Source organism: Gaetbulibacter aquiaggeris, from assembly GCF_044003965.1.
GTDB classification, from domain to species: domain Bacteria; phylum Bacteroidota; class Bacteroidia; order Flavobacteriales; family Flavobacteriaceae; genus Yeosuana; species Yeosuana aquiaggeris.
Map to the genome: position 1 here is coordinate 144,460 of NZ_JBAWKC010000006.1, position 25,635 is coordinate 170,094.

Below are 25,635 nucleotides of genomic sequence, written 5' to 3' on the forward strand. Positions count from 1 at the left end.
ATTATGTTATTAGAGGAAGTTTGATGGTAAATGTGCTTCCTTTATCTTTTTCACTTTCAACTTTTATATGACCTTGATGGTCTTCTACTATTCGTTTAACATACGCAAGACCCAGACCATGACCTTTTACGTTATGTATATTTCCAGTGTATTCTCTATAAAATTTTTCGAATACACGCTTTTGAGCGGCTTTACTCATGCCACTTCCGTGGTCCTTTATTTTTAATAAAATGTTAGTTCCAACATTTTCTGTATAAACTTCAATTTCAGGCGCTTCCGGAGAATACTTAATAGCATTATCTAATATATTGACTATAACGTTTGTAAAATGTGTTTCATTGGCTAAAATAGAAGATTTATCCGCTTCAAGAAATGTTTTAATATATCCTTTCCTATCTTCTACAATCAGCTCCACATGTGTTATAGCATCAATAATTAAGTCGTGCAACTTAACTCTATCCTTACTAATATTAAGCTCGTGTTTTTCTAGTTTAGATATTCTTAATACGTTCTCAACCTGAGCATGCATCCTTTTGTTTTCTTCCTTAATCATATTAAGATAACGAATAACTTTCTCTTTATCATCAATAATCTTGGGATTTTTTATGGCATCAAGCGCTAGGTTTATAGTTGCAATAGGCGTTTTAAACTCATGGGTCATGTTGTTTATAAAATCTGTTTTTATTTGCGAAATTTTACGCTGTTTCACTAATTGATACAAAGCACTTGAATAGGCAATTATAATAACGGATGTAAAAATGACTGATAATAAAATCATGCCTATAATGGATGATAAAATAAATTTTCTGTCATCTGGAAAACTCACCAACAGCTTATAATTACTTTGATTGTTCTCATCATAAAAAATTGGCACACTATAAGTGGACTCTAAATTTTTTTCAAAACCATCACTATGCACCTTGGTTGCCAGATCATTACCATAAATGGCAAACTCATAGTCAATATTTATATTATCCTCTTTAAGTTTTTTAGTTAAAAGACTAGCTATCTGCTCTTTAGTTACACGCTGATATACCGGAATTGTTTTTGTGTAGGCCTTAAAATTTTTTTCAAAAAAGTTTCTTTCTGCCGGAAGTAAACGTCCGCTATTTATAATATTTACAATGGGCGATTTACTCAAATCCTTTTCAGAAATATCTTCATTTTTATAGACTTCAAGATTTGAACTTCCAATGATGTTTTTGATGTTAATACTATCTAAACCAATGTCAAAGAGCGACGAAGATAATTTATAGTTCTCTTCTAAAACTCCACTTTTATAAATCAGTGTTTCTTTTGTATTGCTATTCTGTTGATAAATAAATAATTGAGATACCGCTACAGAATCAACTTTTTTATCATTTATTAATTTTTGATACTTTTCAAAATAGGTGTCTAATTCATTATCCTCAATAGCATTAGACACATAACTTAAGGCTTTTTTTACATTAAAAGTAAACCTTTCTCTTTCATTTTTTACCGAATCCTTTATATAGTAAGCCTGAACAAATATGATTCCAATAAGAGACATACTCATTAACAGAACCAACAGGACAAAAACTCTCTTGCTCATTATTCAAAATTAACATTTTAACATTTAGCGGTCTTATGATTTAACCTTACATTAACAAAAATGTTAAAATTTAAGATTTATTAAAGTTTATCTATTATTTCTTCATGGATTTTAATAACCTGTTTTCTGGTATTTTCTAACTTGGTATTAACAATGACATAATCTGATAATTTGATTTTTTTCTCATCATTCCATTGATTATTCATAATAGCCTCAATCTTTTCTAAAGTCATATTATCTCTACTCAATAAACGCTTTATTTTTAATTCTTTTGGGGCCGTTACTGTAATAATTATATCGCATTGTTTGTAACCTTCATTTTCAAATAAAATAGCTGCTTCTTTAATAACATAAGGTGATTTTTGTTTTAATAGCCATTTTTTAAAATGACTGGCCACTCGTGGATGTATAATGGCATTCATTTTTTCCAATAACACTCTATTTTTAAAAATAGTATTAGCAATATAGGGTTTATTTAATGCATCATTAACATAGGCCTCTTCACCAAATAACACAATCAGTTTTCTTTTAATAATTTTTGAGGAAGCCATTAGTTTTTTAGCCTCTTCATCTGCAATGTATATGGAGATTCCCAGGGCACGAAACATATTTGCGACCGTTGTTTTGCCACTTCCTATTCCACCAGTAAGACCTACTATCTTCATTCCGTAATAATAAAATCTATATGTTGCTGATTAATTTTAGCACTTTTTACATTTTGAGTTATTTTATCCAGCTCAGGCAATAAAAATGTTTGGTTATTGCTCACTTTACTATAATCACAAACCACTTTAAAGTCTTTAACAGAAATTTCATTGAATTTATTTAAACTTGTGTAGTAAATAACATTAATAGATTTAGGGAAATATTTTATTTTTAAACCTTCCGGAACATTGATTAAAATAATTGGAATTTTTAAACTGCCTTCAGTAAATTTTTCAACTTCTGCGGTAAGATTAACTTCGTCCGAAGAAAATATTAAATCTTTATTATTTTTAGGTAGTTTTAATTTAATTGTTTTATCAATATCACTTTTGATATTTTCTAATACCATTTTTTCAGTTTGGATACTTTTAATATTTTCAACTAATAAATTTGGACCTACCACTTGAATAGAATCTGGTGAAATTTTATACGAATTAAATGAATCATAACCAGCCATATAATTAATATTAGCATTCACAACCACCGGCACTTTTTTAATTAAATTAACGTCATATCTGAAATATAGATTATCCGGACTCACATTTAATAACTCCACCTGACTGCCGAATTCTAATTCACTATTCAAAAATACTCTGGACTTATTGAAAACGAATAAAGAGTCGACTTTTGTAACATCCCCTTTGAAATCAACAGTAATTTCCGGTTTTGAAAAATAATATTTAAGCCAATTAAATCCGTGAGTTTTGAAAACAATATTCAGTTTATTATTGGAATCATTTAAAATAACATATTCCTTGGGTACATTGGTTTTATGGATATTAAAGACCCTTGTATTGGTATATTCCTTAGATAATTTTGAGAAAATCAAAATTAAAAATGACAGTAGCAGAAATAGAAAAAAGACATTTATTTTTCTATTCTTAATACCCGTAATAATATTTGATCTTAATTTTTTTATCATTTTAATTTAAAAAATAATTCGGGGAAAATAGTTTCAGGTTTCTTTTTAGAATATAACATTACTGTTGATTTAATAAAGCCGTATCCATAACCATAAAATTGAACTACAATAGCCATTAATGAAAGTAATGACACTTTTACACTTTTTGTTGAAAGCCAAGCCACAAAAAAAGCACTTATAAAGTACAACATATAAACAAAGATTCCCAATTTAATATGAAGCAAAAACAAACCAAATGAGACCAATAAACCTAAACTAAATAAAGTAGGAAACCAATAGGTGATTTTCTTTGAACTGGGATGCCAACGATTTAAAATGGGCCTTACCATACCAAATTTGTAGACCTGTTTATAAAATTTTTTCCAAGAAATTCGTCGTTTATGAAAAACATAAGCATCAGGAATTAACTTCGTTTTATAACCTAACTCCCAAAGCCTAATGGATAAATCGGGGTCTTCACCGGGATGAATGCTTCCAAATCCATTTGAAGCTTCAAATGCCTCTTTAGAGAGCCCCATATTAAAGCTTCGAGGTTGAAAGGTATCAATACTTTTTTTATGACCTCTTATACCTCCAGTGGTAATAAAAGAGGTCATTGAAAAATTAATGGCTTTTTGTAAACTGGTAAAAGATTCATGCGCTGCGTCCGGGCCACCAAAACAATCCACATAATGTTTATTTAAACTTTTTGAAACTTCCTTTAAATAATTTGGTGGTAAAATACAATCAGAATCTAAAATAATAAAGTAATTGCCTTTGGCGTGCTTCATTCCGTAATTCCTTGAATCACCAGGCCCCGTATTCTTTTTAAAAAAATAAGAAATATTGAGTTTAGTTTTAAATGTTTCAATAATTTCTTTGGAAGATATGGTAGACCCATCTTCAACAATTACAATTTCATAATCGTTATGAAATTCCAACTCAGTAAAACTTTGTAAAAGTTCCTGTGTTTCGTCAGGCCTGTTATAAACTGGAATAATAAATGAAAACTGTAATTGCATAACACAAATGTAACTAAACCAATCAAAAAAGCCACCGTTTAATTGGTGGCTAGTTTTCTAAATTTATTTAAAATTTATTCTTTCATAAAAGTTTCCATAACAGCATCACTTACACCCATATTACTAAAACCTCCGTCATTATAAAGATTTTGCAAAGTCACACGTTTAGTAAGATCACTAAACAAAGAAATGGTATAATTAGCACAGTCTAAAGCCGTAGCATTACCTAGCGGAGACATTTTATCTGCATAAGCTATAAAACCATCAAAACCTTTTACACCACTACCAGCAGTTGTAGGTGTAGGTGATTGTGAAATAGTATTTACACGCACTTTTTTATCTCTTCCAAAGAAATACCCAAAACTGCGAGCAATACTTTCTAAATAGGCTTTATTGTCAGCCATATCATTATAATCAGGGAAAACACGTTGCGCCGCCATATAAGTTAAGGCTACAATACTTCCCCATTCATTCATTGCATCAGCCTTATACAAACATTGCATGACTTTATGAAATGACATAGCAGAAACATCTGTCCCTTTTTGAGTCCATTCATAATTTTGATCTGTATAGTGTTTTCCTTTACGAACATTAATAGACATACCAATAGAATGCAGAACAAAATCAATCTTACCGCCAAGAATTTCGGTTGATTTTGTTATTAAATTTTCTAAATCTTCTAAAGAAGTTGCATCCGCCGGAATGATTTGAGATCCTGTTTTTTCAGCCAATTCATTAATTTGTCCCATTCTCATTGCAACAGGTGCATTTGTTAATACAAATTGTCCTCCTTCTTCATGAACACGCTCAGCAGTTTTCCAAGCAATTGAATTAGAGTCTAAAGCTCCAAAAATGATTCCCTTCTTTCCTTTAAGTAAATTGTATGACATTTCTTTTTAGTTAGTTTATGATTGTATTCTATTTATTTTAATTTGGTTTCAAAGATACTAATTAATTAAGTAATTCTTTAGCATGCGCAATCGCTGAAGATGACATTTCTATACCACCCAGCATTTGCGCAATTTCAACAATACGTTCATCATGATTCAGCTTCATTAAGTTCGTTCTGGTCACCTCATTGACTTCTTCCTTAAAAACTTTAAAATGAGTATGCCCTTTGGCTGCTATTTGTGGTAAGTGCGTTATCGAAATAACTTGCATTGTTTTACTCATAAGTAACATAATATCTCCCATTTTATTCGAAATTTCACCTGAAACACCGGTATCAATCTCGTCAAAAATAATAGTTGGTAGTTTTATATATTTTGAAAGCACCGATTTAATTGCCAGCATAATTCTTGACAATTCACCACCAGAAGCGGCTTTTTTTAATTCATTAAATTGCCCCCCTTTATTGGCTGAAAATAAAATAGAAAGTTCATCCTTTCCGTTGAAATAAAAAGTATCGCCTAACTGGCAATCAATCTTAAATTGGGCATTGGGCATTCCTAAACTACCTAAAATAGATTGCAATTGCTCAATTAATACAGGAATCACGTCTGTTCTGTTATCATGAATTTGTTTTGCCTTGGTATCTAATTGACCCTTTTTTGTTTCAATTTCAGTCTTTTTATTTTGAATGGTGCCCTCTAAATTTTCAGTTACAGACACCTTATCCTCCAAATTGTTTTTGATGTCTATCAATTCTGGAATTTCACTAACTGAATGTTTTTGCATTAAATTATTAATACGTAACAATTTTGCATTCACTTCTTCTAAGCGCTTTGGATCTGCTTCTAATGATTCTTGCATTCCATCAATTTCATCAAAAACATCATCCATTTCAATCAAGCAACTCTCAACTCTATTATATAAATCTTCATATTTTGAAGAATAATCTTTTAATTTCTGAAAATTATTCTTTAAGTTTTTAAGTAATATTAAAATCCCTATTTGCTCATCATTTAAAAGTTGATAGGATTCTGATAATTTTTCCTTAATATCCTCCACATTACTCAAAGTTTCATTTTCTTCTTCCAGCAATTCAAGTTCTCCATCTTTAAGATTTGCTTCCGTCAATTCATTTAATAAAAATATATTATAATCATGCTCCTTAATAGCGTCTGCTTGAAAATTTTGCAATTCCTTAAGTTCCTTTTGTAAGGCATTATACTCCTTTAATTCAGATTTAAATTGTTCAAGTAAATTGTTATTATTTGCTATGACATCAATCACTTGAAATTGAAATTCATTACTAATCAACTGTAATGTTTGATGCTGTGAATGAATATCTATTAATTGTTCTCCAATGATTTGTAAACTATTCAAATTAACCGGAGAATCATTAACAAAAGCTCTGGATTTCCCAGAAGGTAAAATTTCTCTTCTTATGATTGTTATGTCTTCATAATCACAATCCTCAGATTCAAAAAGGGTTTTAAGATTATAATTTGACACATCAAATACGGCCTCAATAATGCATTTTTGGGAAGTGTCTTTTAAATTGCTTAAATCGGCACGTTTTCCCAGTATTAAAGACAAGCCACCAAGCAAAATTGATTTTCCTGCGCCGGTTTCACCCGTAATGATAGATAATCCATTATTAAAATCAACATGAAGATCATCAATTAAAGCATAATTCTGTATGGATAGCGATGTTAACAAGTGAATAAATAGATTAAAATTTATGAAATTAAAGATAGGTGAGTTTTAAATTCAAAACAACTTAAAACTTAATATTTCTCCATTTACTTGCATAAGTAGGAGCCACTTTCTGCAAAGTTTCTTGAACACTAGCCACATTCACGCCAGGACCATCAGTAAATATTTGCTCAATCTCATCTGACTTAGCATCAAAAAATGTCCTTAACAAAAATGAATTAGGTCTTCGTCTGTTCATTGTTTCAAAAAGTTTGATAGCTGCAGCAATTTTTTCCTTTCCCTCCTTTGCATTGTCACTCATGACATCCAAACCTTCTCTGTGATAGCTATACATCACGTCTCTGTATTCTTTAAATGTTGGCGACAAAATATTATCAATTAAAGCAAATCTACTTTGCAAACCATCTTCAAGTTTCCATCCTTTATAATTTTCTTGCTGAGAATAATTTACAATAGTTTGCGCTTGTTTCAAGTAAACATCACCCGCGTTTTTTGAAAATGAATCCGCATCCAATGCTAATGCCATATAAACATGAAAGGCAATAACAGATACCAGATTAGATTCAAATTGAGTAGGATTAAAAATAATATTTTGAAATTCTAAATACCTAAAGGTAAAATCTTTATCATTTATATTATAAAGAGGTGTACTATAAGAAGACCCGTAAACTGGTCTTGAAGATTGCATTTGAAGAGTACCCTGAAATGTTTCACCACTATAGTCATTAATAATAATAACCATACTACAATTTATTCTTTCTTGAGGTGCAAAGGTTTTGTTAGTCCATTTAGTATTATTAACGAATTCTGTTAATTGTTTCTCTAAATTCTTAAAAATTGTTTGATTATCATTGCCTGTTTGCTGTGCATTCACAACAACACTACAATTCAACTCTTGTGAGAAACTGACCAAACCTAACAACAAAAAAAGAAGAAATAGAATATTACGCATTGATTTGTTTTATGATTTCATTTATTAAATCTGCAGCTACATGAGCCTTAGATTTTAATTGAAATTCGTGAACATTTTCTTTATCATCAATAAAAGTCACTTTATTGGTCTCAGTTTTAAAACCAGCCCCTTTATCATTTAACGAATTTAAAACAATTAAGTTTAAATTCTTAGCTTTTAATTTGCCTTTTGCATTTTCTAGTTCATTATTAGTTTCTAAAGCAAAACCAACCAACAACTGATGCTTTTTTACAGCTCCTAAAGAGGCTAAAATATCTTTAGTGTTTTCTAATTCTATTGTTAACGTATTTTCTTTCTTTTTTATTTTTTGAGTTGCCACATGTTTTGGCTTAAAATCTGCTACAGCTGCTGAAAGAATGGCAATATCTGTTTTTGGATAATACTTATGAGCAGCGATATACATTTCTTCCGCTGAGACAACTGGTACAGTTGTAATCAAATTATGAGCAACAGTTTCATGTGTTGGACCAGAAATTAAAATAACCTCAGCACCAGCATTTGCCGATGCTTTTGCTATTTCATAACCCATTTTTCCACTGGAATGGTTTCCAATAAACCTGACTGGATCAATAGCCTCATAGGTTGGGCCAGCCGTAATGAGTACTTTCTTTCCTCTTAAAGGTAATTTAACTAAAATATCATTTTCAATAAATGTCACAATATCTTCTGGCTCAGCCATTCTTCCCTCTCCCACTAATCCACTCGCTAATTCACCGCTAGTTGCCGGAATCATAATATTTCCGTAATTTTTTAAAACCTTAAAAGAACCTAAGGTACTTGGATGTTTATACATATCCAAGTCCATTGTTGGCGCAAAATATACCGGACATTTTGCGGATAAATAAGTAGCTAAAAGCAAATTATCGCAAACACCGTTTGCCATTTTTGACAAGGTGTTTGCCGTTGCTGGTGCAATAAGCATTAAATCTGCCCAAAGGCCTATATCTACATGATTATTCCATACAGGGTTATCATCCTTATCTGAAGTGAATGAAGAATAAACAGGATTTTTTGAAAGTGTTGATAAGGTTAAAGGCGTTACAAAGTCTTTTGAAGCGGGTGTCATTACTACTTTAACGTTAGCCCCAACTTTCACAAATAACCTAACTAAAGATGCAGTTTTATAAGCGGCTATACCGGCACTAATGCCTAAAAGTATATTTTTGCCGCTTAATATTGACATAACAAGGTTTATTCCTGAGTATCTTCCTCAGTATTTCGGTAATATATTTTATCAGTTAACCATTCTTGAACGGCTAAGGCATGAGGTTTTGGTAATTTTTCATAAAATTTTGAAACCTCAATCTGCTCCTTATTTTCAAAAATTTCTTCAAGACTATCATTATAAGTAGCAAATTCTTCTAACTTATCAATTAATTCCTTTTTAATTTCAGAATTAATTTGCTCAGCACGTCTTGCAATTATAGATATAGACTCATAGATGTTTTCTGTAGCCTCATCAATTTGATTTCTGTCATACGTTACAGTATTAACAGGAGCATTGGTTTTTTTTAAATCTATTTTCATTATATATTATCTTTATTACCGTAATTTTTTAATTCTTCTTCAATTTTACTCGCCATGTCATTTACATCTTCAATGTATTTTGAACCAGGATAAGATTTTTTAAACATATCTGCGCTCGTTTTAGCATTATTCAACCGGAATTCCTTTTTCCGTTCCACACTATTAACTGCAAGCTTATATGAGGCATCTAATTTATAAAACAAAGCGTCTTCACGCAATATAGAGCCAGGAAATTCAAATATAAAATTATCAAATGACTTTATTGATGCCTCAAAATCAGATATATGATCATATTGCTTAGCAATACTAAAAGATTTCAATTCTAATTTATAATCTAATTCTTTAACTAACTTATTAGCCTCTACAACATATTCTGAATCTGGAAATAAATTTATAAATTCCTGAAGTTTTTCAATAGCCTGTTTTGTTTCTTTTTGATCTTTAGTATATGCCGGAGATAACATATAATTGCTTTTGGCACTTAAAAAAGAGGCCTCTTCTACCTTTTCACTTTTGGGATAGCTAGACGCAAAACGCTCAAACTGATAACCAGCTATATAGTAGTCTTTCATTTTATAAAATGACTGAGAATACAAATACATAAGTTTTTCTGCTTGTGGCTTCCCTCTATAACTCGGTACAATTTGTGCAAAAAGTTTATTCGCTTTGTCGTACTTACCTGCGTTATATAATTCTTCACCTAATTTGAACTTAGTAGCCGTATCTTCAGCTTTTAAGGCCTTTTGATACTCACTACAAGAGCTTAAAGTTACTAGCAATAAAAATATGTAAAGAATCTTATTCATAAATTAAAAAACAGGATGCAAAATTAAGGTTTTATAATGGAATTTAAAAATATAATTTTAATGCTAAAATAAACCTTGATTTATCGCACCCATTGAGTTTAAGTTATATTTAACTTTTAACTGATTCTATGGTATCAAAAAGCTTATAATCAAGAATCATTTGGCCATTATCATTGTAATAGTAAGCTTTTACAAATTTACAATCTAATTTTATTTCATTTAACACATAGCTATGCATTTGATGCACTTCTTGATTAAAGGACTCATCATAGTAACTTATCATCACTAATAACTCACCATGTTGTTTGATTAAATCCTCATTAGAAAATTCAAAAAAGGGACTTTCCTTATCTAATTCATGAACAATAGTCCATGTTGTTGGTAAATAATTAATGGTATCTCTTTCTAAATTAAGCGAATAAAAACTATTCTCATACTCACCTAAATTATTTTGTGTTGACAACGATAACGTTACAGCGATTTTAGGGTAAATCATGACAGTTTTCCTACTGTTAACAAGCCTAAACATAAGGGCTCTGGTATGATTAAAATCTCTTAAAATTAAATGTTTACTAAACCTTATAGCGGCCTTTGGTTTTGAAAAACGACCATATATTAAACCTGTCACAAAGGCGAACAACATTAACCCTAAAAAGGCTTCAAAAGATGACACAATGCCGCTGGCAATACCTAGTGGTGACATCAAACCATATCCCACCGTGGTAAAAGTTTGCATTGAAAAGAAGAAGGCATTCAAAAAATCGTTTAAAATATTGCCTGTAGATGGAACAATTTCTTCTATGCCTATACTTAAGTAAATTAGTGCGAAAAGGGCGTTAATTAAAAACCCGACTAAAAAAGTCAACATAAAAAAATGAAACCAACTGATGTTCACCAAATAATGATAAGCGTCAGATAATCTTCGAGGTTTATTTAAGTGTACTAAATTAAAAGACCCATCCGCATTCATCATACGCTTGGCATGTTGTGATGAGGCTTTTCCCAACCCAGGATCTTTTATCTTTTTTCCCAAATTAAAAGTTTGCTACAAATTTTCTAATCTTGTCTTTTAAATGATTTGAAGCCGGGACTAGTGGCAATCTAACAGAATCTCTACATAAACCAAGAACTTCAAATACTGCTTTAATTCCTGCAGGATTATTTTCTTCAAAAATATATCCAATAACATCCATCAACTTATAATGAATATTGTAAGCCTTTTTTGCGTCTCCGTTTAAACCCAGACGAATCATTTCAGAAAATTCTTTTGGAAATGCTTGACCAATAACAGAAATAACCCCGGCACCACCAGCTAAAACCACCCCTAATGCCAAATCATCATCGCCTGAGATCACTAAAAAATCATCTGGTTTGTTTTTAAGTAATTTTAAATATTGAGCCACATTATTACCGGCTTCTTTTACTCCAATGATATTTTTAAAATCATTCGCCAATCTTAAAGTGGTTTCTGGCTCCATATTTTTTGAAGTTCTCCCAGGTACATTATATAAAATAACATCAATAGGTGACGCTTCTGAAATAGCCTTAAAATGCTGATAGAGCCCTTCTTGAGTTGGCTTGCTATAGTAAGGTGACACTGATAAAATAGCATCAAAAACATTTAAATCTGTGTCTTTTATTTCTTCAATAACTTGAGCCGTATTATTTCCACCGATACCCAAAACCATAGGTATTCTGCCTTTATTAGCCTTTGAAATCGTATCAATTATTTCCCTTTTCTCTTGTTTAGTAATCGTAACGCTTTCTCCGGTTGTACCGCAAACTACTAAATAATCTGTACCATTATTCACATTGAAATTTACAATATGGGCCAATGCTTCATGATCAATACTTAAATCTGATTTAAAAGGGGTTACTAAAGCTACGCCGGTTCCAAGAAATTTACTACTCATTTTTAGTTTTATTTAATATTGTTAAATATTTAAAAAGTTCATTTTTAAACGCGTCGAATTGATTTAATTGAGTTTGAATAATTAAATCGTTTAAACGACTATCTGGTTGGAAAATTCCAATTTTAAATTGTGCTTTTGATTTTGCTGTCATTAATTTCAACTCTAATATATCTTCCTCATAATAACTAATTAAAACGTCAAAATCAGTATCTAAAAATGATTGTAATTCGACATTATGAATCGTTCCATTCCAACCAAAATCTTTTTCATTAAAACAAATATCCCAAGAATTTGGTTTTTCTGCACTTTCACTTGAATAAGCTATTATCTTTAAATTAAAGGGTTGAATATTTAACTTTTCAGCTAATTTTCTAAATAATTCAAAATCATCAATCTCATTAATATGCATTATAACTCCCAAACTTTTTATCTTACTATCGCTCACATTAACATCACGACTTGATAAAATTTTATCCAAGTGTCTTATATTAGATTTTTCTTTAAAAACCTTTAAAATCATTTATCTTTATGCTTTGGACAAAGGTAACAAAACTAGTTACAAAATATTTGTAAAATTTATTAGTTTAAATTATGAACTATAAGCAATTCATCTTATCTCTATTAGTCTTATCTGCCATTAGTTGTAAAGAGCAAAACAAACATCTTTACAAGATAGAAGGACGTCAAATTACTATTAATGATAGCCTTCCATCTAACACCGAAATTGAGGGTTTTATTAAACCTTATAGAGAGCATATCACGAAAGACTTAGATAGCATTTTAGCTTATGCTGTTGACACCTATACAAAAAGTGATGGCCGTTTTAATACTGCTATTGGAAATTTCATGGCTGATGCCATTTATGAGCAGGCAAATCCCGTTTTTAAATCAAGAACTGGAAAAGATATTGATCTGGTTATTTTAAATCACGGAGGCATTCGTTCTATAATTTCAAAAGGTAATATCACTGCTAAAACTGCTTTTGAACTTATGCCTTTTGAAAATAGTTTAGTTGTGGTATCACTGAAAGGGAGCCAAATAGATAGTTTAATTAACTATTTAATTCAAAATAAAGTAGCAAATCCTATATCTCAACTTAAATTATCTGTAGATAAAAATTTTAATGTTTTAAGCGCTACCATTAAGGGTAATAATATTGATACTAATAAAACCTATTATGTTGCAACCAATGATTATTTATATAACGGAGGAGGTAATATGACCTTTTTTAAACCTAATGAGGGATTATATAATTTAGATTATAAAATTAGAAATGTCCTTATTGATTATTTCAAAAAAGTGGATACCATTAATCCCGTAATTGATGACAGATTTATTCAAATTAAATAAAATGATTAACAATGAAGCGTAGAGATTTTATACAAAATGTGTCTGTTGGAACTGCCTTAATTTCGCTTGGAGGTATAGGTTTATCATCTTTTACATCCAGTACAGAATCAAAAAAAATAACAATCCTTCACACCAATGATGTACACAGTCATATTGACCCTTTTGGTCCTGAAGATGCCAGAAATGCCAATAAAGGTGGCGTTGCAAGAAGGGCTACTTTAATTGAATCCATAAGAGAGGAAAACCCAAATACCTTACTGCTTGATGCTGGTGATATTTTTCAAGGGACTCCTTATTTTAATTACTATGGCGGTGAGCTTGAATTTAAACTTATGAGTATGCTAAAATATGACGCTGCTACCATTGGAAATCATGACTTTGATAATGGTATCAATGGTCTGTACGCACAACTGCCACATGCTAAATTTGATTTTTTATCAGCCAATTATGATTTTTCAAATACTGAAATGAATACGCATGTTAAACCCTATAGGGTTTTTGAAAAAGACACGATTAAAATTGGTGTTTTTGGTATTGGAATTGAATTAAAAGGATTAGTTGACCCTTTTTTATATAAAGAAACTAAATATCTTGATCCTATTGAAATTACTCAAGACATCACAAGAAAATTAAAAAATGACGAGCAATGTGACTTAATCATTTGTCTGTCACACCTGGGGTATCATTATAAAAATGAAATTGATAAAATAAGTGATTTAAAACTTGCAGCAGCAACAAAGGATATTGATCTAATTATTGGCGGTCATACCCATACTTTTTTACAAAAACCTACCATTGTAAAAAACCTTGAAGGAAAAAACATCCTTGTAAATCAAGTTGGATGTTATGGAATAAACTTAGGTAAAATTGATTTTTATTTTGATTCTGATAAAAACAAAACGGCCAATGGTATTTCTATCATAGTTTAGACTAAGATATTTTTTGCGACAAATTTTTCTTCTTTAACAACCTGAATTTTAGGGATTTTATTGTATTCAATAATATAATTAAATAAGAAGTATAAACCAATCACGTGCAATATTCTGTCTAGCATTATAAAACTCCAGTGGTATACATAATATTGACTTACATAATTGAGAATATCACTAAATACAAAGCTTATCGCCATAATCAAAAACAATATAGATAATTTTGTTTCTGAATTTAAATAAACGCCGAAAGCAATAACAACTAATACTATCAAAGAAATACTCTTCATTCCAAATAAAAACACCTCTAAACTATCTGGAATAATTGATTTTAATATTTCGTAAACTGTATATAAAAAATACATATTAATCATAACGACTACTACCAAATAAAGAGTAATAACTTTATTAAACTCGACTAATTTAAATTTTCGTATCATAAAATGAAGCAAACACAAATAACTTAAAAAGTACATTACAGAAGAGGCTTTGATAAAAGTATCATTAGCAAAAAACATGGAGGCTGAATCTCCTAAAAAAGAATATAATAAGAATAAAATAAAAGGAACACTGATCGTTTTATCCTTTATCAAAAAGAATATTAAAAAAACAGGTACAAATAATGGTTTTGTAGAATTTAATAACAAGGCATTTTCACTAAATGTTCCAACAATGTTCAAAATGATTAAAAGAAACAAAGCGCTTAAAAAGACCTTATTGACACTAAATTTAAATAGGCTTTTCATAATTCAATCACATTAGCTAGGTTAATCAAATATAGTAAATTAATTATTTTAGTCGACGTAATTAATGTTTTTATCGTTGCAATACATTTTTTGTTAACATTTAATTAAAGTAAGTTATATAAAACAATTAAGAACAGCTATGGTCTATTATTCTGAATTGTCTTAGTTGTTTTTTGCCAACAGCAATAATTCAGCTAATTTTAAAAAATATTACTTGATAAAAAATACTATTAAGAAACCAACTGGTTGACTTCTTCATTACTTAATTTTGATTGTGTAAAATAAAAATAAAAAGCCAATAGAGTTAGGGTAGTCACTAAGAAATTTAAAAGATTTTGTTGGGCTACATACATATAAGCAACACCTATAACTTCTGAAAAAACAATCGCCATAGATCCCAAAAAGATTAATAAGGATTTTTTATCATCTCTGTAAAAATAATTTAACAAGGAAGCAGTTAGCACGAGAAGCATACTTACATTATAAGCAATTTCAACAAAATACTCATTAGTCATTCCAACATAAGGATTTACAATATTCTGCAAAACATAAGCTATATAAATATTTAATGCTGTTAAAACAAAAAGATGCAGTTTAAAATTTTTAAAGATATGCTGAAAAGAAAGTGATTTTACAATTTTTATAAATAGTGCCATGTAAGCAATTATATATAAACCATTGCCTACATAATAAAAGTAGGAATATGGAATAAAATCAAGAATAAAAACCATTAAGTCTGAAACAGAATAACAAATCAAAAACACAGAAAAATAGAAATTTGGTCTTTTGTTGCCTTGAAAGTAGGCTATGCTTATTAAGGGCAGGAGAATAGCATCAAAAGCATTAGCCCAATATTCATTGCTACTAAATTGAAAAACAACAAATCCTAAATAAACTAATAATACTAAACTAACCATGACTTTTAATTTATTCATGACTATTATTTTATGATTAAAGTTCAAATATAAAAATTTATTTACAATTAATCGTTAAAAAATTACATTTTATCGTTTTTATTTCACTTTATTTTATTTTTTGTAAGAATTCGTACTCATTTATTAAAGAAATATTTAATTGTTCAGCCTTTAGTTTTTTACTTGGGCCCATATTATCTCCAGCAACAATAAAACTGGTTTTTGAAGATATTGAACTACTCACTTTACCGCCATTATCTTCAATAAGTTTTTTTAATTCATCTCTTGAGATAGTTTCAAAGACTCCTGAAATAACAATTATTTCTCCTTTTAACTTATCACTTTGACCTTCTAACTGCTCTGCTGATATTTCTAATTGTAAGCCATAGTGTTTTAATCTATCAATTATTTCAATATTAGCTTCTGATTTAAAAAACTCTTGAACACTTTCCGCAATTTTCACTCCAATTTCATCTACATTAACTAAATCATCTTGAGACGCTTTTGACAATGCTTCAATACTCTTATAATGCTTGGCCAGTTTTTTAGCTACTGTTTCTCCAACATAACGTATCCCCAAAGCATATAATACACGTTCAAAAGGTATGCTTCGTGATTTATTAATGCCTTCTACCAAATTATCTGCACTTTTTTCAGCCATCCGCTCTAATGGGATTACTTGCTCCTTAGTTAATTCATACAAATCTGAATAATTATTAATAAGGCCTGCATTCACCAGTAAAGCCACAGTTTCACCACCAAGACCTTCAATATCCATGGCCTTTCTGGAAATAAAATGTTGAATACGACCTATGATTTGCGGTTTACACCCATTGTAATTAGGGCAATAATGCTGTGCTTCGCCTTCCTGCCTTACCAATTCAGTATGACACTCTGGACAATGTGTAATATAAACTGTGCGTTTTGAATCAGACTTCCTTTTACTTAAATCAACCGCAATAATTTTAGGAATAATTTCTCCGCCTTTCTCAACAAAAACCTCATCTCCTAATCTTACATCAAGCTTTTCTATTTGGTCAGCATTATGTAAAGAGGCGCGCTTTACTATAGTTCCTGCTAATTCAACAGGTTCTAAATTGGCTACCGGTGTAATAGCCCCAGTTCTTCCTACTTGATAAGAAATACTATTCAATTTGGTTGAAACTTGCTCCGCTTTAAATTTATAGGCCATTGCCCAACGTGGGGATTTCGCAGTATAACCTAATTCTTCCTGTTGTGCCAAACTATTAACCTTGATAACTACGCCATCGGTCTCATAAGGCAAATCGTGACGATGAACATCCCAATAATTAATAAACTCAAAAACCTCATCTAAGGAACTTAATAATTTTGCTGCCTTGGGCACTTTAAAACCCCACTGTCTGGCTTTTTCCAGACTTTCAAATTGCGTTTTCAGATTAAGGTTAGTTCCTATAATATGATATAGCAAACAATCCAAAGGTCTTTTGGCAACTTCAGCACTATCCTGTAGTTTTAAACTTCCCGAAGCCGTGTTTCTTGGATTCCTATAGGGCTCTTCACCAATTTCAATGCGTTCTTCATTCATTTTATTAAAACCTTCAAAAGGCAAAACAATCTCACCGCGAATATCAAATTTTTGAGGAAAGTCGCCTTTTAGTTTTAAAGGCACAGATTTTATGGTTTTTACATTGGCCGTTACATTATCTCCTTGAAATCCATCACCTCTGGTTAAGGCTCTCACTAAAAGTCCGTTTTCATAAGTTAAACTGATGGAGGCACCATCATATTTAAGTTCACAGGTGTATTGAATATCTCCATCAATTAACTTTTTTATTCTAGCCTCCCAATCATTTAAATCTTCCTTTGAATACGAGTTATCTAAAGAAAACATGCGAAACTCATGAGGAATAGTTTCAAAATTCTTGGTTATTTCACCTCCAACTCTTTGCGTTGGCGAATTAGCATCAAAAAATTCCGGATATTTAGCTTCTAAACTTTGAAGTTCTTTAAGCTTTATATCAAACTCATAATCTGAAATTGTAGGCTTATCTAGTACATAATAATTGTAATTATGCTCACTTAATTCTATTCTCAGTTTCTGTATTTGTTCTTTTATAGTCATTTATTCGTTATTCCTTTAATCATTCTGTCCTTTTTAAAAATATCCTGTTTTAATTCAATGGCATTAAAATTAAATGATTTTAATAATTGCGTCATTGGTTTTCCAAGATACTCATTGATTTCAAAAAACAAATAGCCCTTATCAGTTAAATTATCAACAGCATATTTTGTGATGGCTCTATAAAATATTAAGGGGTCCTCATTTTCTACAAATAATGCGACATGAGGTTCATTATTTACCACATTAGACTTCATTTGCGCTTTTTCCAATGCACGCACATAGGGCGGATTGGATACAATAATATCAAATTTCAAGTCTTTAAATGCAGTATTCCAGGTTTCTGGCTTTAAAATATTAGCCTCAATAAACTCAATAGAAACGTGATTCAATGTAGCATTTTTTTTTGCTGCTTCAAGAGCTTCATGACTGACATCTAAAGCATATACATGCGCATGATTTATGTTTTTGGCCAATGATATTGCAATGCATCCACTTCCAGTACCAATATCTAAAACGTGGAGTTTATTATTGTTTGAAAGTGTCTTTTGTGTATTAAGAATCCAATCTACTAACTCTTCAGTTTCAGGTCTTGGTATTAACACATTTGAATTCACTTTAAAGGGTAATCCAAAAAATTCTGTTTCACCAAGAATATATTGGATCGGAATTTCCCTTTTTAAATCTTCAAAGGCTTTAAAAATGGGCTCCATATCTTCTTCAGAACAAGAAAGCTCAGGTTTTAATGCTAAAGCAATACGTTTTAATCCTAAATAACGTTCAATAAGAATATAAAAGAAACTATCAATCTCTTCAACATCATATAAGCCTCCTAGTTCCTTTTTAAATAATTCTTTTAACTCTTTTAATTTCATAAATCTTTAATCATCCAAACGCCACATGAAAAATGACCTGTATTTCCTAATGCTCCGGTTAAATGCTTAAATCCAAAAGATTCATAAATATGAATAGCTGCCTTTAATTGAGGAGCTGACTCTAAATAACATTTTTTATAACCTAGTTCCTTGGCCTTTTGCATGCATTTATCAAACAAAAGTTTACCAAAACCATTTCCTCTGACTTTTGGTGAAAAATACATTTTTTGGATTTCACATACGTCAGTTGAATCATAGTCCTTGAGAGCTTTAACACCCCCACCTCCTAAAACTTCACCATCAACCTCTATTACAAAATAGGCTTCCTTTTCATTTTGATAAGATTCAAACATATTTGGCGTTTCTTTATCTTCATATGCGGTACCAACCAATGGTATTTTAAACTCATGAAAACATGCCCTTATAACACTTTCTATTTGCGCATTATCATTAGGCCGAATTTCTCTGATGATGAAATTGTTTAACCCCATTTTTTAATCTTATTTTTGCGGTGTGAATATACATGAAAAATACATAAAACGATGTATAGAAATTGCTAAAAATGGCTTAGGAACAACACGTCCTAATCCCATGGTTGGCAGTGTTATTGTTCATAAAGATAATATTATTGGCGAAGGTTTTACAAGTAAATATGGCGGTAATCATGCAGAAGTAAATGCTATAGATTCTGTTCAGGACAAATCAATATTAAATCAAGCTACACTTTACGTTACGCTCGAGCCTTGTAGCCATTACGGAAAAACGCCACCCTGCAGTGATTTAATAATTGCACATAAGATTCCTAAAGTTGTTATTGGATGTGTTGATGATAATAAAAAAGTAGCAGGTAAAGGAATTGAAAGGCTTAAGAATGCTGGTTGTGAGGTCATTGTAGGTGTTTTAGAGAACGCCTGCAAAGAACATCATAAACGCTTTTTTACGTTTCACAATAAAAAACGTCCTTATGTTATTTTGAAATGGGCTGAGACTAAAGATGGCTTTATTGCTCCTGCTACCAAAGATACATTAAAACCTGTATGGATTACTAACGAATATTCCAGACAATTAGTTCATAAATGGCGCGCTGAAGAACACGCTGTTTTAGTTGGAACCAAGACCGTTTTTGATGACAATCCAAGCTTAACAGTTAGAGACTGGACCGGAGAAAACCCAATTAGAATAGTTATTGACAAAAAAAACGAGTTAAGCAAAAAGTACAATATCTTAAATAATGAAGCCAAAACCATACTTATCAATAACAACCTAATTAATAAATCACAAAATAATACAGCTGAACAAATCCTTAATTTATTGTTTGAAAACGAAATTACATCGGTTATTATTGAAGGGGGAAGCAAAACCCTGCAAACCTTTATTGATACCAACTTATGGGATGAAGCACGGATTTTTGCTGGAGATGCTTTGTATAAACAAGGTATAAAAACACCCGTTTTTTCGGGTAAGTTAATTTCGGAGAGATTTATTAAAGAGGATATTTTAAAAATATATTTAAATGATTAAAAATTTAGTATTCGATTTTGGAAATATTTTCTTAAATCTTGATTTGGAAGGCGCCTTAAATAATAGCCTTAAGATATTAAAAATTAAAAAGATACCAGAAGAAGTCACTGCTGTCAATTCTTTATATGAACAAGGTTTAATTTCGACAGAAGAATTTATTGCGTTTTATACAGAAAATTTTACGCATTTAAGTTCAGAACAAATTATTGAAGCGTGGAACTTTATGTTGAAGGATTTTCCTTTAGACCGTTTAGAATTTTTAATCAACTTAAAAAAAACATCAAATTATAAACTCATCCTGTTAAGTAATACTAATGAACTTCATATTGATTGGGTTAAAAAACACATTTCTATTTATGATAGTTTCAAAGACTGCTTTGATACGTTTTACCTATCTCATGAGATTAATTTAAGAAAGCCTAATGCTGATATTTTTGAATTTGTTTTAAAAGAAAACAAAATTAAAGCTGAAAATACCTTATTCATAGATGATAACGCGGATAACATTAAAACAGCTGCCAAATTAGGTTATCATGTTTGGAATTTAAATCCCACTAACGAAGATATTACCACCCTTTTTAAAACAAAAAAGGAATTATTTTAACTATTGACTGAAAAAGACACATATAAAACCATTATAAAACAATCTAAAGAAGTCTTATTTAAAGATAAGAGCAGTAAGTTTTATGGATATGTTTTCCCTGTTTTAAATGAAGATGAAGTAAAAACTCATCTAGCAGAATTAAAAAAACAACATCATACAGCAAGACATTGGTGTTATGCCTATCAAATAGGAACTGAAACTGTAGTCTTTAGAGCAAATGATGACGGTGAGCCAAATAATTCCGCTGGCATGCCCATTTATGGACAAATTCAATCTTTTGAAGTAACCAATGTTTTAATAGTGGTTGTCAGATATTTTGGAGGTACAAAATTAGGTGTAGGTGGTTTAATTACCGCTTATAAAACTACGGCCCAACTAGCATTAGAATGTTCTGAGATCATTGAAAAAACAATAAATATCCATTTTCTATTAAGCTTTGATTATAAAAACATGAATAAAGTCATGAGAGTAATCAAGGAAAAAAACTTAGATATAACAAATCAGAAGTTAGAATTAAACTGCCAGATCATGTTATCCATTAGAAAAAAAGAAGCTCACAATGTTTTAGAAATATTTGAAAATTTATATGAAGTGACCATTCAACAGATTTAAATTAATCATTAAATAGGTCTAATATATATTGAGGCGCTCTCACAGGTCTATTCGTTTTCATATCAATAAAAGCCAAAACCACATTCGCTAAGGCAATTATCTGACCATTCTCACCAGTGATTTCATAGTCAAACTCAATCTTCGCTGTAGGCCTATTTTTGAGTTGCGTTTTCACATTAATTAGGTCATCATAACATGCTGATTTTTTAAAGTTTAGAGACATTGAAACCACTGGCAACATAATGCCATTTTCTTCCATTTTTTTATAAGATATCCCTAATTTTCGCAACCATTCAATTCGTCCCATTTCTAGATATAGTGCGTAATTCCCATGATAAACGACACCCATTTGATCAGTTTCTCCATAACGAACTCTTATTTGTATTTCATCGTATTTTAATTGATTTTTCATGACATAAAACAGGAATCGTTAAAATTTTTTTTTGTACTTTCGGCTAAACATTAAACATGAGGAAAAATTTCTTAATATTCAATAGTAAATGATTTTTTTTTTAAGAAATTTGTTCACATATTTGTCAAACTAAAAAGGGATTGAGAATAAGCTTCTCTGATTTATAATCTAACTAACAAACCATAAAGCAAAATTAATGAGTAAAACTGCGCAATCGGTATGGAATAACTGTCTTGAATTCATAAAAGATAATATTCAACCGCAAGCATACAAGACTTGGTTCGAACCAATTACGGCAGTTAAGCTAGCAGATAATGCTTTGAGTATTCAAGTACCTAGTAAATTCTTTTATGAATGGCTTGAAGAACATTATGTAAAGATCCTTAAAGTCTCCTTAACAAAAGAACTCGGTGAAAAGGCGAAACTTGTTTACATTATAAAAATGGAAAACACCTATGGTAACAAACAGCCATTTACTGAAAAAATCCCAAGTTCAAATAGATCAGCTGTAAGAGCTCAAGAAGTAGACATCCCTCTTAATAATAAGAATCCAGAATTACGTAACCCCTTCGTTATACCAGGTATACGTAATGTAAAAATAGAATCTCAGCTAAATCCTAATTATAGTTTTGAAAACTTCTTAGAAGGTGATTCGAACAGATTAGCGCGTAGTGCGGGGTTGGCTGTTGCCACCAAACCAGGAGGCACCTCATTTAACCCTTTGCTTATATTCGGAGGTGTTGGATTGGGTAAAACTCATTTAGCCCATGCTATTGGTGTTGATATAAAAGACAGATATCCAGAAAAAACGGTCTTATATATTTCAGCAGAAAAATTTACACAGCAATATATTGATTCAGTAAAGAAAAATAACAGGAATGATTTTATTCATTTTTATCAAATCATTGATGTTTTAATTATTGATGACGTACAGTTCCTTTCTGGCAAATCAGGTACTCAAGACGTATTCTTTCACATATTTAACCATTTACATCAAAATGGCAAGCAGGTTATTTTAACAAGTGATAAAGCCCCTGTTGATATGCAGGATATTGAACAACGCCTATTGTCGCGTTTTAAATGGGGGCTTTCGGCGGAATTACAAAATCCGGATTTTGAAACTCGCGTCTCAATTTTAAAAAATAAATTATATCGAGATGGTGTTGATATGCCAGATGATATTATTGAATTTGTTGCGAAGAACATCAAATCGAATGTCAGAGAATTAGAAGGTGCTATTATTTCTCTAATTGCGCAATCGTCATTCAATAAAAAAGAGATTACACTTGATTTAGCTAGACAAATTGTAGAAAAGTTTGTTAAAAACACGAAGCGTGAAGTTTCTATTGACTACATTCAAAAAATAGTTTCAGATTATTTTCAAATGGATGTTGATACATTACAATCTAAAACCAGAAAGCGTCACATTGTTCAAGCCAGACAATTAGCTATGTTTTTTGCTAAAAAATTCACAAAAGCCTCATTAGCAAGTATAGGGTCTCAAATAGGAAAAAGAGATCATGCAACCGTTCTTCATGCATGTAAAACAGTAGATAATTTATCTTCAACTGATAAACAATTCAGAAAATACGTTGAAGATATTAGTAAAAAACTATCCGTTTAACATTTCATTGTAATGACTAAAGTTTTAATGGTTTGCCTTGGGAATATTTGCCGTTCACCATTAGCTGAAGGTATTCTAAAATCAAAACTTCCAGAAAGCATATTTTTTATAGATTCTGCCGGAACCGCCAATTACCATGTTGGAAATCCACCAGACCCAAGATCCATTGCAGTGGGCAAAAAATATGGTATTGATATTTCAAAATTAAAAGGGCGTCAATTTAGCGTCAAAGACTTTGATACCTTTGATTTAATTTATGTAATGGACGAATCCAATTACAGAAATGTCATCTCAATTGCCAGAAATGAACAAGACACAAGCAAAGTTAAATTTATTTTAAACGAAATTTATCCTAATCAAAACTATGATGTTCCAGACCCATATTATGGAGGAGATCATGGTTTTGAAAATGTTTATAAAATGCTCGATGAAGCCTGTACTATTATTGCCAATTCATTGATTTAGTTATTTTTCCACTAAAATATTTAGTATTTTTAGTTTAGAACTTTTCAGAAATTTTTTATTATGACTATAATTAAAGGAAAACTTTACCTCATACCAACTACACTAGGAGACAATGAGCCATTAGAAGTATTACCTATTTCTGTTAAAAAAACTATTGAAGAGACTAACGTTTATATCGTAGAAAACGAAAAAACAGCCAGGAGATTTATAAAGAAAATTAATTCCGGGAAATCACAATCATCCTTAAAAATATTCATTCTCAACAAATATACAGACCCAAATTTAATTCCAGAATTTTTAGATCCCTGTGAAAAGGGTATCAATGTGGGACTCCTATCAGAAGCAGGTTGTCCTGGTATTGCAGACCCAGGAGCCGAGGTGGTTAAAATGGCTCATCAAAACAATATTAAGGTAGTTCCTTTAGTAGGACCTTCTTCCATTTTAATGGCTTTAATGAGTTCGGGAATGAATGGTCAAAGCTTCGCTTTTAATGGGTACTTACCTATTAATAAAGATGAAAGAAAAAAAGAAATAAAACGTTTGGAAAGAATATCATTTGAACACAATCAATCCCAAATTTTTATTGAAACACCCTACAGAAATAATAAGCTCCTTGAAGATCTTTGTAATACTCTCGAGCCAAACACCTCTATTTGTGTGGCTTGTGACATTACCTTACCTACAGAATTTATTAAAACACAAACTGCCAACGAATGGAAAAAAAATATTGTAGACCTTCATAAAAGACCTACAATATTTATAATTCATAAAAATTAATTATTTTTTCTCTAAGCGGAAGTTGCTTTAGCTTTTTTATTTGGCTTTAAATACGAGGTGTCATAACCAGAAAACCGTTTCATATAATACTCAATAGTTGTACCATAAGCATCGGCAAAATTATCAGTTCCATAACTTCTTAGATAATTTTTAACGCTTCCGGCACCTGCTAAATGAGCCGCAGCTAAAATACCCGACTCCGTAATTAAAATCCCATTTACTTTTTTACCAGCAAAATTTCTAATATCACGACGTAAAATCCATTTATTACGTTCAACATTGGCTATAAAAGCCTTTTCCTGAAGTTCAGGATCTTTTAAGAACTGGTCAGAGTTGTAAATACCAATTAATTTTAGAGTTTCCGTGCTGAATTGGTATTTGCCCAAATAACCAAAACTATTCACTGTAAAGTAATCCCCCCTAGACTCTTTAAAAGCCAAAGCTTCTTTAAATCCTACAAATGATTTTCCTAAATATGGAGAATAAGATTTATTTGCGGTCAATAATGCTAAGTCACTAGGTTTAGTTTCCGCATTCTGGCTTACTGTATAATTTAACACTAAACCTGCTGTTGAGTACTTGCTCGAATCAATCGCTTTATCAGATGAAAGCGAAACATACAATAAAACACATATTGTAAGTGATACTGTTAAATAACTTGCAATACTTTTTTTCATAAAATCT

28 protein-coding genes are annotated in these 25,635 nt (G+C 30.8%); 8 read left to right on the plus strand and 20 right to left on the minus strand.

Features of this window, described 5'->3' with window-relative positions:
- Window position 1: 1 nt before the first annotated feature.
- The 13 genes from V8G56_RS15595 to V8G56_RS15655 form a co-directional block, all read right to left on the minus strand.
- Window positions 2-1,573: a sensor histidine kinase gene (locus V8G56_RS15595; protein WP_395439391.1), complete on the minus strand. Its 1,572-nt coding sequence runs from the start codon at window positions 1,571-1,573 to the stop codon at window positions 2-4.
- 80 nt (window positions 1,574-1,653) lie between these two features.
- Window positions 1,654-2,238: a dephospho-CoA kinase gene (gene coaE, locus V8G56_RS15600; RefSeq protein WP_395439392.1), complete on the minus strand. Its 585-nt coding sequence runs from the start codon at window positions 2,236-2,238 to the stop codon at window positions 1,654-1,656.
- Window positions 2,235-3,200, minus strand: coding sequence for a CdaR family protein (locus V8G56_RS15605; protein WP_395439393.1), 966 nt, complete (start codon window positions 3,198-3,200; stop codon window positions 2,235-2,237). The genes coaE and V8G56_RS15605 overlap by 4 nt, the downstream gene beginning before the upstream one ends.
- Window positions 3,197-4,201 carry a glycosyltransferase gene (locus V8G56_RS15610; RefSeq protein ID WP_395439394.1) on the minus strand — a complete coding sequence of 335 codons (1,005 nt, stop codon included), beginning with the start codon at window positions 4,199-4,201 and terminating at the stop codon, window positions 3,197-3,199. The genes V8G56_RS15605 and V8G56_RS15610 overlap by 4 nt, the downstream gene beginning before the upstream one ends.
- 74 nt (window positions 4,202-4,275) lie before the next feature.
- Window positions 4,276-5,091, minus strand: coding sequence for an enoyl-ACP reductase FabI (locus V8G56_RS15615; protein WP_395439395.1), 816 nt, complete (start codon window positions 5,089-5,091; stop codon window positions 4,276-4,278).
- A gap of 61 nt (window positions 5,092-5,152) precedes the next feature.
- The gene (recN, locus tag V8G56_RS15620) at window positions 5,153-6,805 is read right to left on the minus strand and encodes a DNA repair protein RecN (protein WP_395439396.1); all 1,653 of its coding nucleotides are present in this window, start codon (window positions 6,803-6,805) and stop codon (window positions 5,153-5,155) included.
- 61 nt (window positions 6,806-6,866) lie between these two features.
- Entirely contained in the window at window positions 6,867-7,754 is an 888-nt protein-coding gene (porD, locus tag V8G56_RS15625; protein ID WP_395439397.1) for a type IX secretion system protein PorD, read from the minus strand.
- Entirely contained in the window at window positions 7,747-8,958 is a 1,212-nt protein-coding gene (gene coaBC, locus V8G56_RS15630) for a bifunctional phosphopantothenoylcysteine decarboxylase/phosphopantothenate--cysteine ligase CoaBC (RefSeq protein WP_395439398.1), read from the minus strand. The genes porD and coaBC overlap by 8 nt, the downstream gene beginning before the upstream one ends.
- An 8-nt stretch (window positions 8,959-8,966) precedes the next feature.
- Complete coding sequence (locus V8G56_RS15635; protein ID WP_331633863.1) at window positions 8,967-9,296, minus strand: DNA-directed RNA polymerase subunit omega; 330 nt, start codon at window positions 9,294-9,296, stop codon at window positions 8,967-8,969.
- Between the two features lie 5 nt (window positions 9,297-9,301).
- Window positions 9,302-10,108 carry an outer membrane protein assembly factor BamD gene (locus V8G56_RS15640; protein ID WP_395439399.1) on the minus strand — a complete coding sequence of 269 codons (807 nt, stop codon included), beginning with the start codon at window positions 10,106-10,108 and terminating at the stop codon, window positions 9,302-9,304.
- A gap of 109 nt (window positions 10,109-10,217) precedes the next feature.
- A complete protein-coding gene (locus V8G56_RS15645; protein ID WP_395439400.1) occupies window positions 10,218-11,141 on the minus strand; it encodes an ion channel in 924 nt (307 codons plus the stop codon).
- 1 nt (window position 11,142) lies between these two features.
- On the minus strand, window positions 11,143-12,021 hold the full coding sequence (gene dapA, locus V8G56_RS15650) for a 4-hydroxy-tetrahydrodipicolinate synthase (protein ID WP_395439401.1): 879 nt from the start codon (window positions 12,019-12,021) through the stop codon (window positions 11,143-11,145).
- On the minus strand, window positions 12,014-12,541 hold the full coding sequence (locus V8G56_RS15655; RefSeq protein WP_395439402.1) for a DUF6913 domain-containing protein: 528 nt from the start codon (window positions 12,539-12,541) through the stop codon (window positions 12,014-12,016). The genes dapA and V8G56_RS15655 overlap by 8 nt, the downstream gene beginning before the upstream one ends.
- 71 nt (window positions 12,542-12,612) lie before the next feature.
- Here V8G56_RS15655 and V8G56_RS15660 point away from each other — a divergent pair, with 71 nt between their 5' ends.
- Together V8G56_RS15660 and V8G56_RS15665 are read left to right on the plus strand one after the other, a co-directional pair.
- Window positions 12,613-13,371 carry a 5'-nucleotidase C-terminal domain-containing protein gene (locus V8G56_RS15660; RefSeq protein WP_395439403.1) on the plus strand — a complete coding sequence of 253 codons (759 nt, stop codon included), beginning with the start codon at window positions 12,613-12,615 and terminating at the stop codon, window positions 13,369-13,371.
- A gap of 11 nt (window positions 13,372-13,382) precedes the next feature.
- A complete protein-coding gene (locus V8G56_RS15665) occupies window positions 13,383-14,300 on the plus strand; it encodes a bifunctional metallophosphatase/5'-nucleotidase (protein WP_395439404.1) in 918 nt (305 codons plus the stop codon).
- Here V8G56_RS15665 and V8G56_RS15670 read toward each other — a convergent pair.
- From V8G56_RS15670 to V8G56_RS15690, 5 genes are all read right to left on the minus strand, one after another.
- Window positions 14,297-15,046: a hypothetical protein gene (locus tag V8G56_RS15670; RefSeq protein WP_395439405.1), complete on the minus strand. Its 750-nt coding sequence runs from the start codon at window positions 15,044-15,046 to the stop codon at window positions 14,297-14,299. The genes V8G56_RS15665 and V8G56_RS15670 overlap by 4 nt on opposite strands.
- Before the next feature lie 230 nt (window positions 15,047-15,276).
- Window positions 15,277-15,981: a hypothetical protein gene (locus V8G56_RS15675; RefSeq protein ID WP_395439406.1), complete on the minus strand. Its 705-nt coding sequence runs from the start codon at window positions 15,979-15,981 to the stop codon at window positions 15,277-15,279.
- Window positions 15,982-16,069: 88 nt separating this feature from the next.
- Window positions 16,070-18,064, minus strand: coding sequence for an NAD-dependent DNA ligase LigA (gene ligA / locus V8G56_RS15680; RefSeq protein WP_395439407.1), 1,995 nt, complete (start codon window positions 18,062-18,064; stop codon window positions 16,070-16,072).
- Window positions 18,061-18,936, minus strand: coding sequence for a peptide chain release factor N(5)-glutamine methyltransferase (gene prmC / locus V8G56_RS15685; RefSeq protein ID WP_395439408.1), 876 nt, complete (start codon window positions 18,934-18,936; stop codon window positions 18,061-18,063). Before prmC ends, ligA begins: the two co-directional genes overlap by 4 nt.
- A complete protein-coding gene (locus tag V8G56_RS15690) occupies window positions 18,933-19,427 on the minus strand; it encodes a GNAT family N-acetyltransferase (protein WP_395439409.1) in 495 nt (164 codons plus the stop codon). The genes prmC and V8G56_RS15690 overlap by 4 nt, the downstream gene beginning before the upstream one ends.
- A gap of 22 nt (window positions 19,428-19,449) precedes the next feature.
- Between V8G56_RS15690 and ribD the strand changes: the two genes are divergently transcribed.
- From ribD to V8G56_RS15705, 3 genes are read left to right on the plus strand one after another with little or no spacing between them, the layout of a single operon-like run.
- Entirely contained in the window at window positions 19,450-20,457 is a 1,008-nt protein-coding gene (gene ribD / locus V8G56_RS15695) for a bifunctional diaminohydroxyphosphoribosylaminopyrimidine deaminase/5-amino-6-(5-phosphoribosylamino)uracil reductase RibD (RefSeq protein WP_395439410.1), read from the plus strand.
- The gene (locus V8G56_RS15700; RefSeq protein WP_395439411.1) at window positions 20,450-21,061 is read left to right on the plus strand and encodes an HAD family hydrolase; all 612 of its coding nucleotides are present in this window, start codon (window positions 20,450-20,452) and stop codon (window positions 21,059-21,061) included. The genes ribD and V8G56_RS15700 overlap by 8 nt, the downstream gene beginning before the upstream one ends.
- Window positions 21,062-21,064: 3 nt before the next feature.
- Window positions 21,065-21,673 carry an IMPACT family protein gene (locus tag V8G56_RS15705; protein ID WP_395439412.1) on the plus strand — a complete coding sequence of 203 codons (609 nt, stop codon included), beginning with the start codon at window positions 21,065-21,067 and terminating at the stop codon, window positions 21,671-21,673.
- 1 nt (window position 21,674) lies between these two features.
- On the opposite strand, the gene V8G56_RS15710 is transcribed toward V8G56_RS15705, so the two are convergent.
- Window positions 21,675-22,085: an acyl-CoA thioesterase gene (locus tag V8G56_RS15710; protein ID WP_395439413.1), complete on the minus strand. Its 411-nt coding sequence runs from the start codon at window positions 22,083-22,085 to the stop codon at window positions 21,675-21,677.
- A 196-nt stretch (window positions 22,086-22,281) separates the two neighbouring features.
- Between V8G56_RS15710 and dnaA the strand changes: the two genes are divergently transcribed.
- Genes dnaA through V8G56_RS15725 form a run of 3 tightly spaced genes read left to right on the plus strand, consistent with a single transcriptional unit; the run spans window position 22,282 to window position 24,951 of the window.
- Complete coding sequence (dnaA, locus tag V8G56_RS15715) at window positions 22,282-23,709, plus strand: chromosomal replication initiator protein DnaA (RefSeq protein ID WP_331633953.1); 1,428 nt, start codon at window positions 22,282-22,284, stop codon at window positions 23,707-23,709.
- A gap of 12 nt (window positions 23,710-23,721) precedes the next feature.
- Window positions 23,722-24,174 carry a low molecular weight protein-tyrosine-phosphatase gene (locus V8G56_RS15720; RefSeq protein WP_395439414.1) on the plus strand — a complete coding sequence of 151 codons (453 nt, stop codon included), beginning with the start codon at window positions 23,722-23,724 and terminating at the stop codon, window positions 24,172-24,174.
- A 60-nt stretch (window positions 24,175-24,234) separates the two neighbouring features.
- Window positions 24,235-24,951 carry an SAM-dependent methyltransferase gene (locus V8G56_RS15725; protein ID WP_395439415.1) on the plus strand — a complete coding sequence of 239 codons (717 nt, stop codon included), beginning with the start codon at window positions 24,235-24,237 and terminating at the stop codon, window positions 24,949-24,951.
- Window positions 24,952-24,962: 11 nt separating this feature from the next.
- On the opposite strand, the gene V8G56_RS15730 is transcribed toward V8G56_RS15725, so the two are convergent.
- Window positions 24,963-25,628, minus strand: a complete 666-nt coding sequence (locus V8G56_RS15730; protein ID WP_395439416.1) for a peptidoglycan-binding protein LysM — start codon at window positions 25,626-25,628, stop codon at window positions 24,963-24,965.
- Window positions 25,629-25,635 lie beyond the last annotated feature (7 nt).

What these genes read in the sequence shown, in the direction of transcription:
- ligA (WP_395439407.1), bottom strand. Translation starts at nt 18,064, where the DNA reads ATGACTATAAAAGAACAAATACAGAAACTGAGAATAGAATTAAGTGAG.
- V8G56_RS15670 (WP_395439405.1), bottom strand. Translation starts at nt 15,046, where the DNA reads ATGAAAAGCCTATTTAAATTTAGTGTCAATAAGGTCTTTTTAAGCGCT.
- dnaA (WP_331633953.1), top strand. Translation starts at nt 22,282, where the DNA reads ATGAGTAAAACTGCGCAATCGGTATGGAATAACTGTCTTGAATTCATA.
- V8G56_RS15605 (WP_395439393.1), bottom strand. Translation starts at nt 3,200, where the DNA reads ATGATAAAAAAATTAAGATCAAATATTATTACGGGTATTAAGAATAGA.
- V8G56_RS15675 (WP_395439406.1), bottom strand. Translation starts at nt 15,981, where the DNA reads ATGAATAAATTAAAAGTCATGGTTAGTTTAGTATTATTAGTTTATTTA.
- V8G56_RS15660 (WP_395439403.1), top strand. Translation starts at nt 12,613, where the DNA reads ATGAACTATAAGCAATTCATCTTATCTCTATTAGTCTTATCTGCCATT.
- V8G56_RS15665 (WP_395439404.1), top strand. Translation starts at nt 13,383, where the DNA reads ATGAAGCGTAGAGATTTTATACAAAATGTGTCTGTTGGAACTGCCTTA.
- porD (WP_395439397.1), bottom strand. Translation starts at nt 7,754, where the DNA reads ATGCGTAATATTCTATTTCTTCTTTTTTTGTTGTTAGGTTTGGTCAGT.
- V8G56_RS15640 (WP_395439399.1), bottom strand. Translation starts at nt 10,108, where the DNA reads ATGAATAAGATTCTTTACATATTTTTATTGCTAGTAACTTTAAGCTCT.
- V8G56_RS15725 (WP_395439415.1), top strand. Translation starts at nt 24,235, where the DNA reads ATGACTATAATTAAAGGAAAACTTTACCTCATACCAACTACACTAGGA.
- V8G56_RS15720 (WP_395439414.1), top strand. Translation starts at nt 23,722, where the DNA reads ATGACTAAAGTTTTAATGGTTTGCCTTGGGAATATTTGCCGTTCACCA.
- V8G56_RS15700 (WP_395439411.1), top strand. Translation starts at nt 20,450, where the DNA reads ATGATTAAAAATTTAGTATTCGATTTTGGAAATATTTTCTTAAATCTT.
- V8G56_RS15655 (WP_395439402.1), bottom strand. Translation starts at nt 12,541, where the DNA reads ATGATTTTAAAGGTTTTTAAAGAAAAATCTAATATAAGACACTTGGAT.
- V8G56_RS15710 (WP_395439413.1), bottom strand. Translation starts at nt 22,085, where the DNA reads ATGAAAAATCAATTAAAATACGATGAAATACAAATAAGAGTTCGTTAT.
- coaE (WP_395439392.1), bottom strand. Translation starts at nt 2,238, where the DNA reads ATGAAGATAGTAGGTCTTACTGGTGGAATAGGAAGTGGCAAAACAACG.
- dapA (WP_395439401.1), bottom strand. Translation starts at nt 12,021, where the DNA reads ATGAGTAGTAAATTTCTTGGAACCGGCGTAGCTTTAGTAACCCCTTTT.
- V8G56_RS15610 (WP_395439394.1), bottom strand. Translation starts at nt 4,201, where the DNA reads ATGCAATTACAGTTTTCATTTATTATTCCAGTTTATAACAGGCCTGAC.
- coaBC (WP_395439398.1), bottom strand. Translation starts at nt 8,958, where the DNA reads ATGTCAATATTAAGCGGCAAAAATATACTTTTAGGCATTAGTGCCGGT.
- V8G56_RS15730 (WP_395439416.1), bottom strand. Translation starts at nt 25,628, where the DNA reads ATGAAAAAAAGTATTGCAAGTTATTTAACAGTATCACTTACAATATGT.
- V8G56_RS15615 (WP_395439395.1), bottom strand. Translation starts at nt 5,091, where the DNA reads ATGTCATACAATTTACTTAAAGGAAAGAAGGGAATCATTTTTGGAGCT.
- V8G56_RS15595 (WP_395439391.1), bottom strand. Translation starts at nt 1,573, where the DNA reads ATGAGCAAGAGAGTTTTTGTCCTGTTGGTTCTGTTAATGAGTATGTCT.
- V8G56_RS15690 (WP_395439409.1), bottom strand. Translation starts at nt 19,427, where the DNA reads ATGGGGTTAAACAATTTCATCATCAGAGAAATTCGGCCTAATGATAAT.
- prmC (WP_395439408.1), bottom strand. Translation starts at nt 18,936, where the DNA reads ATGAAATTAAAAGAGTTAAAAGAATTATTTAAAAAGGAACTAGGAGGC.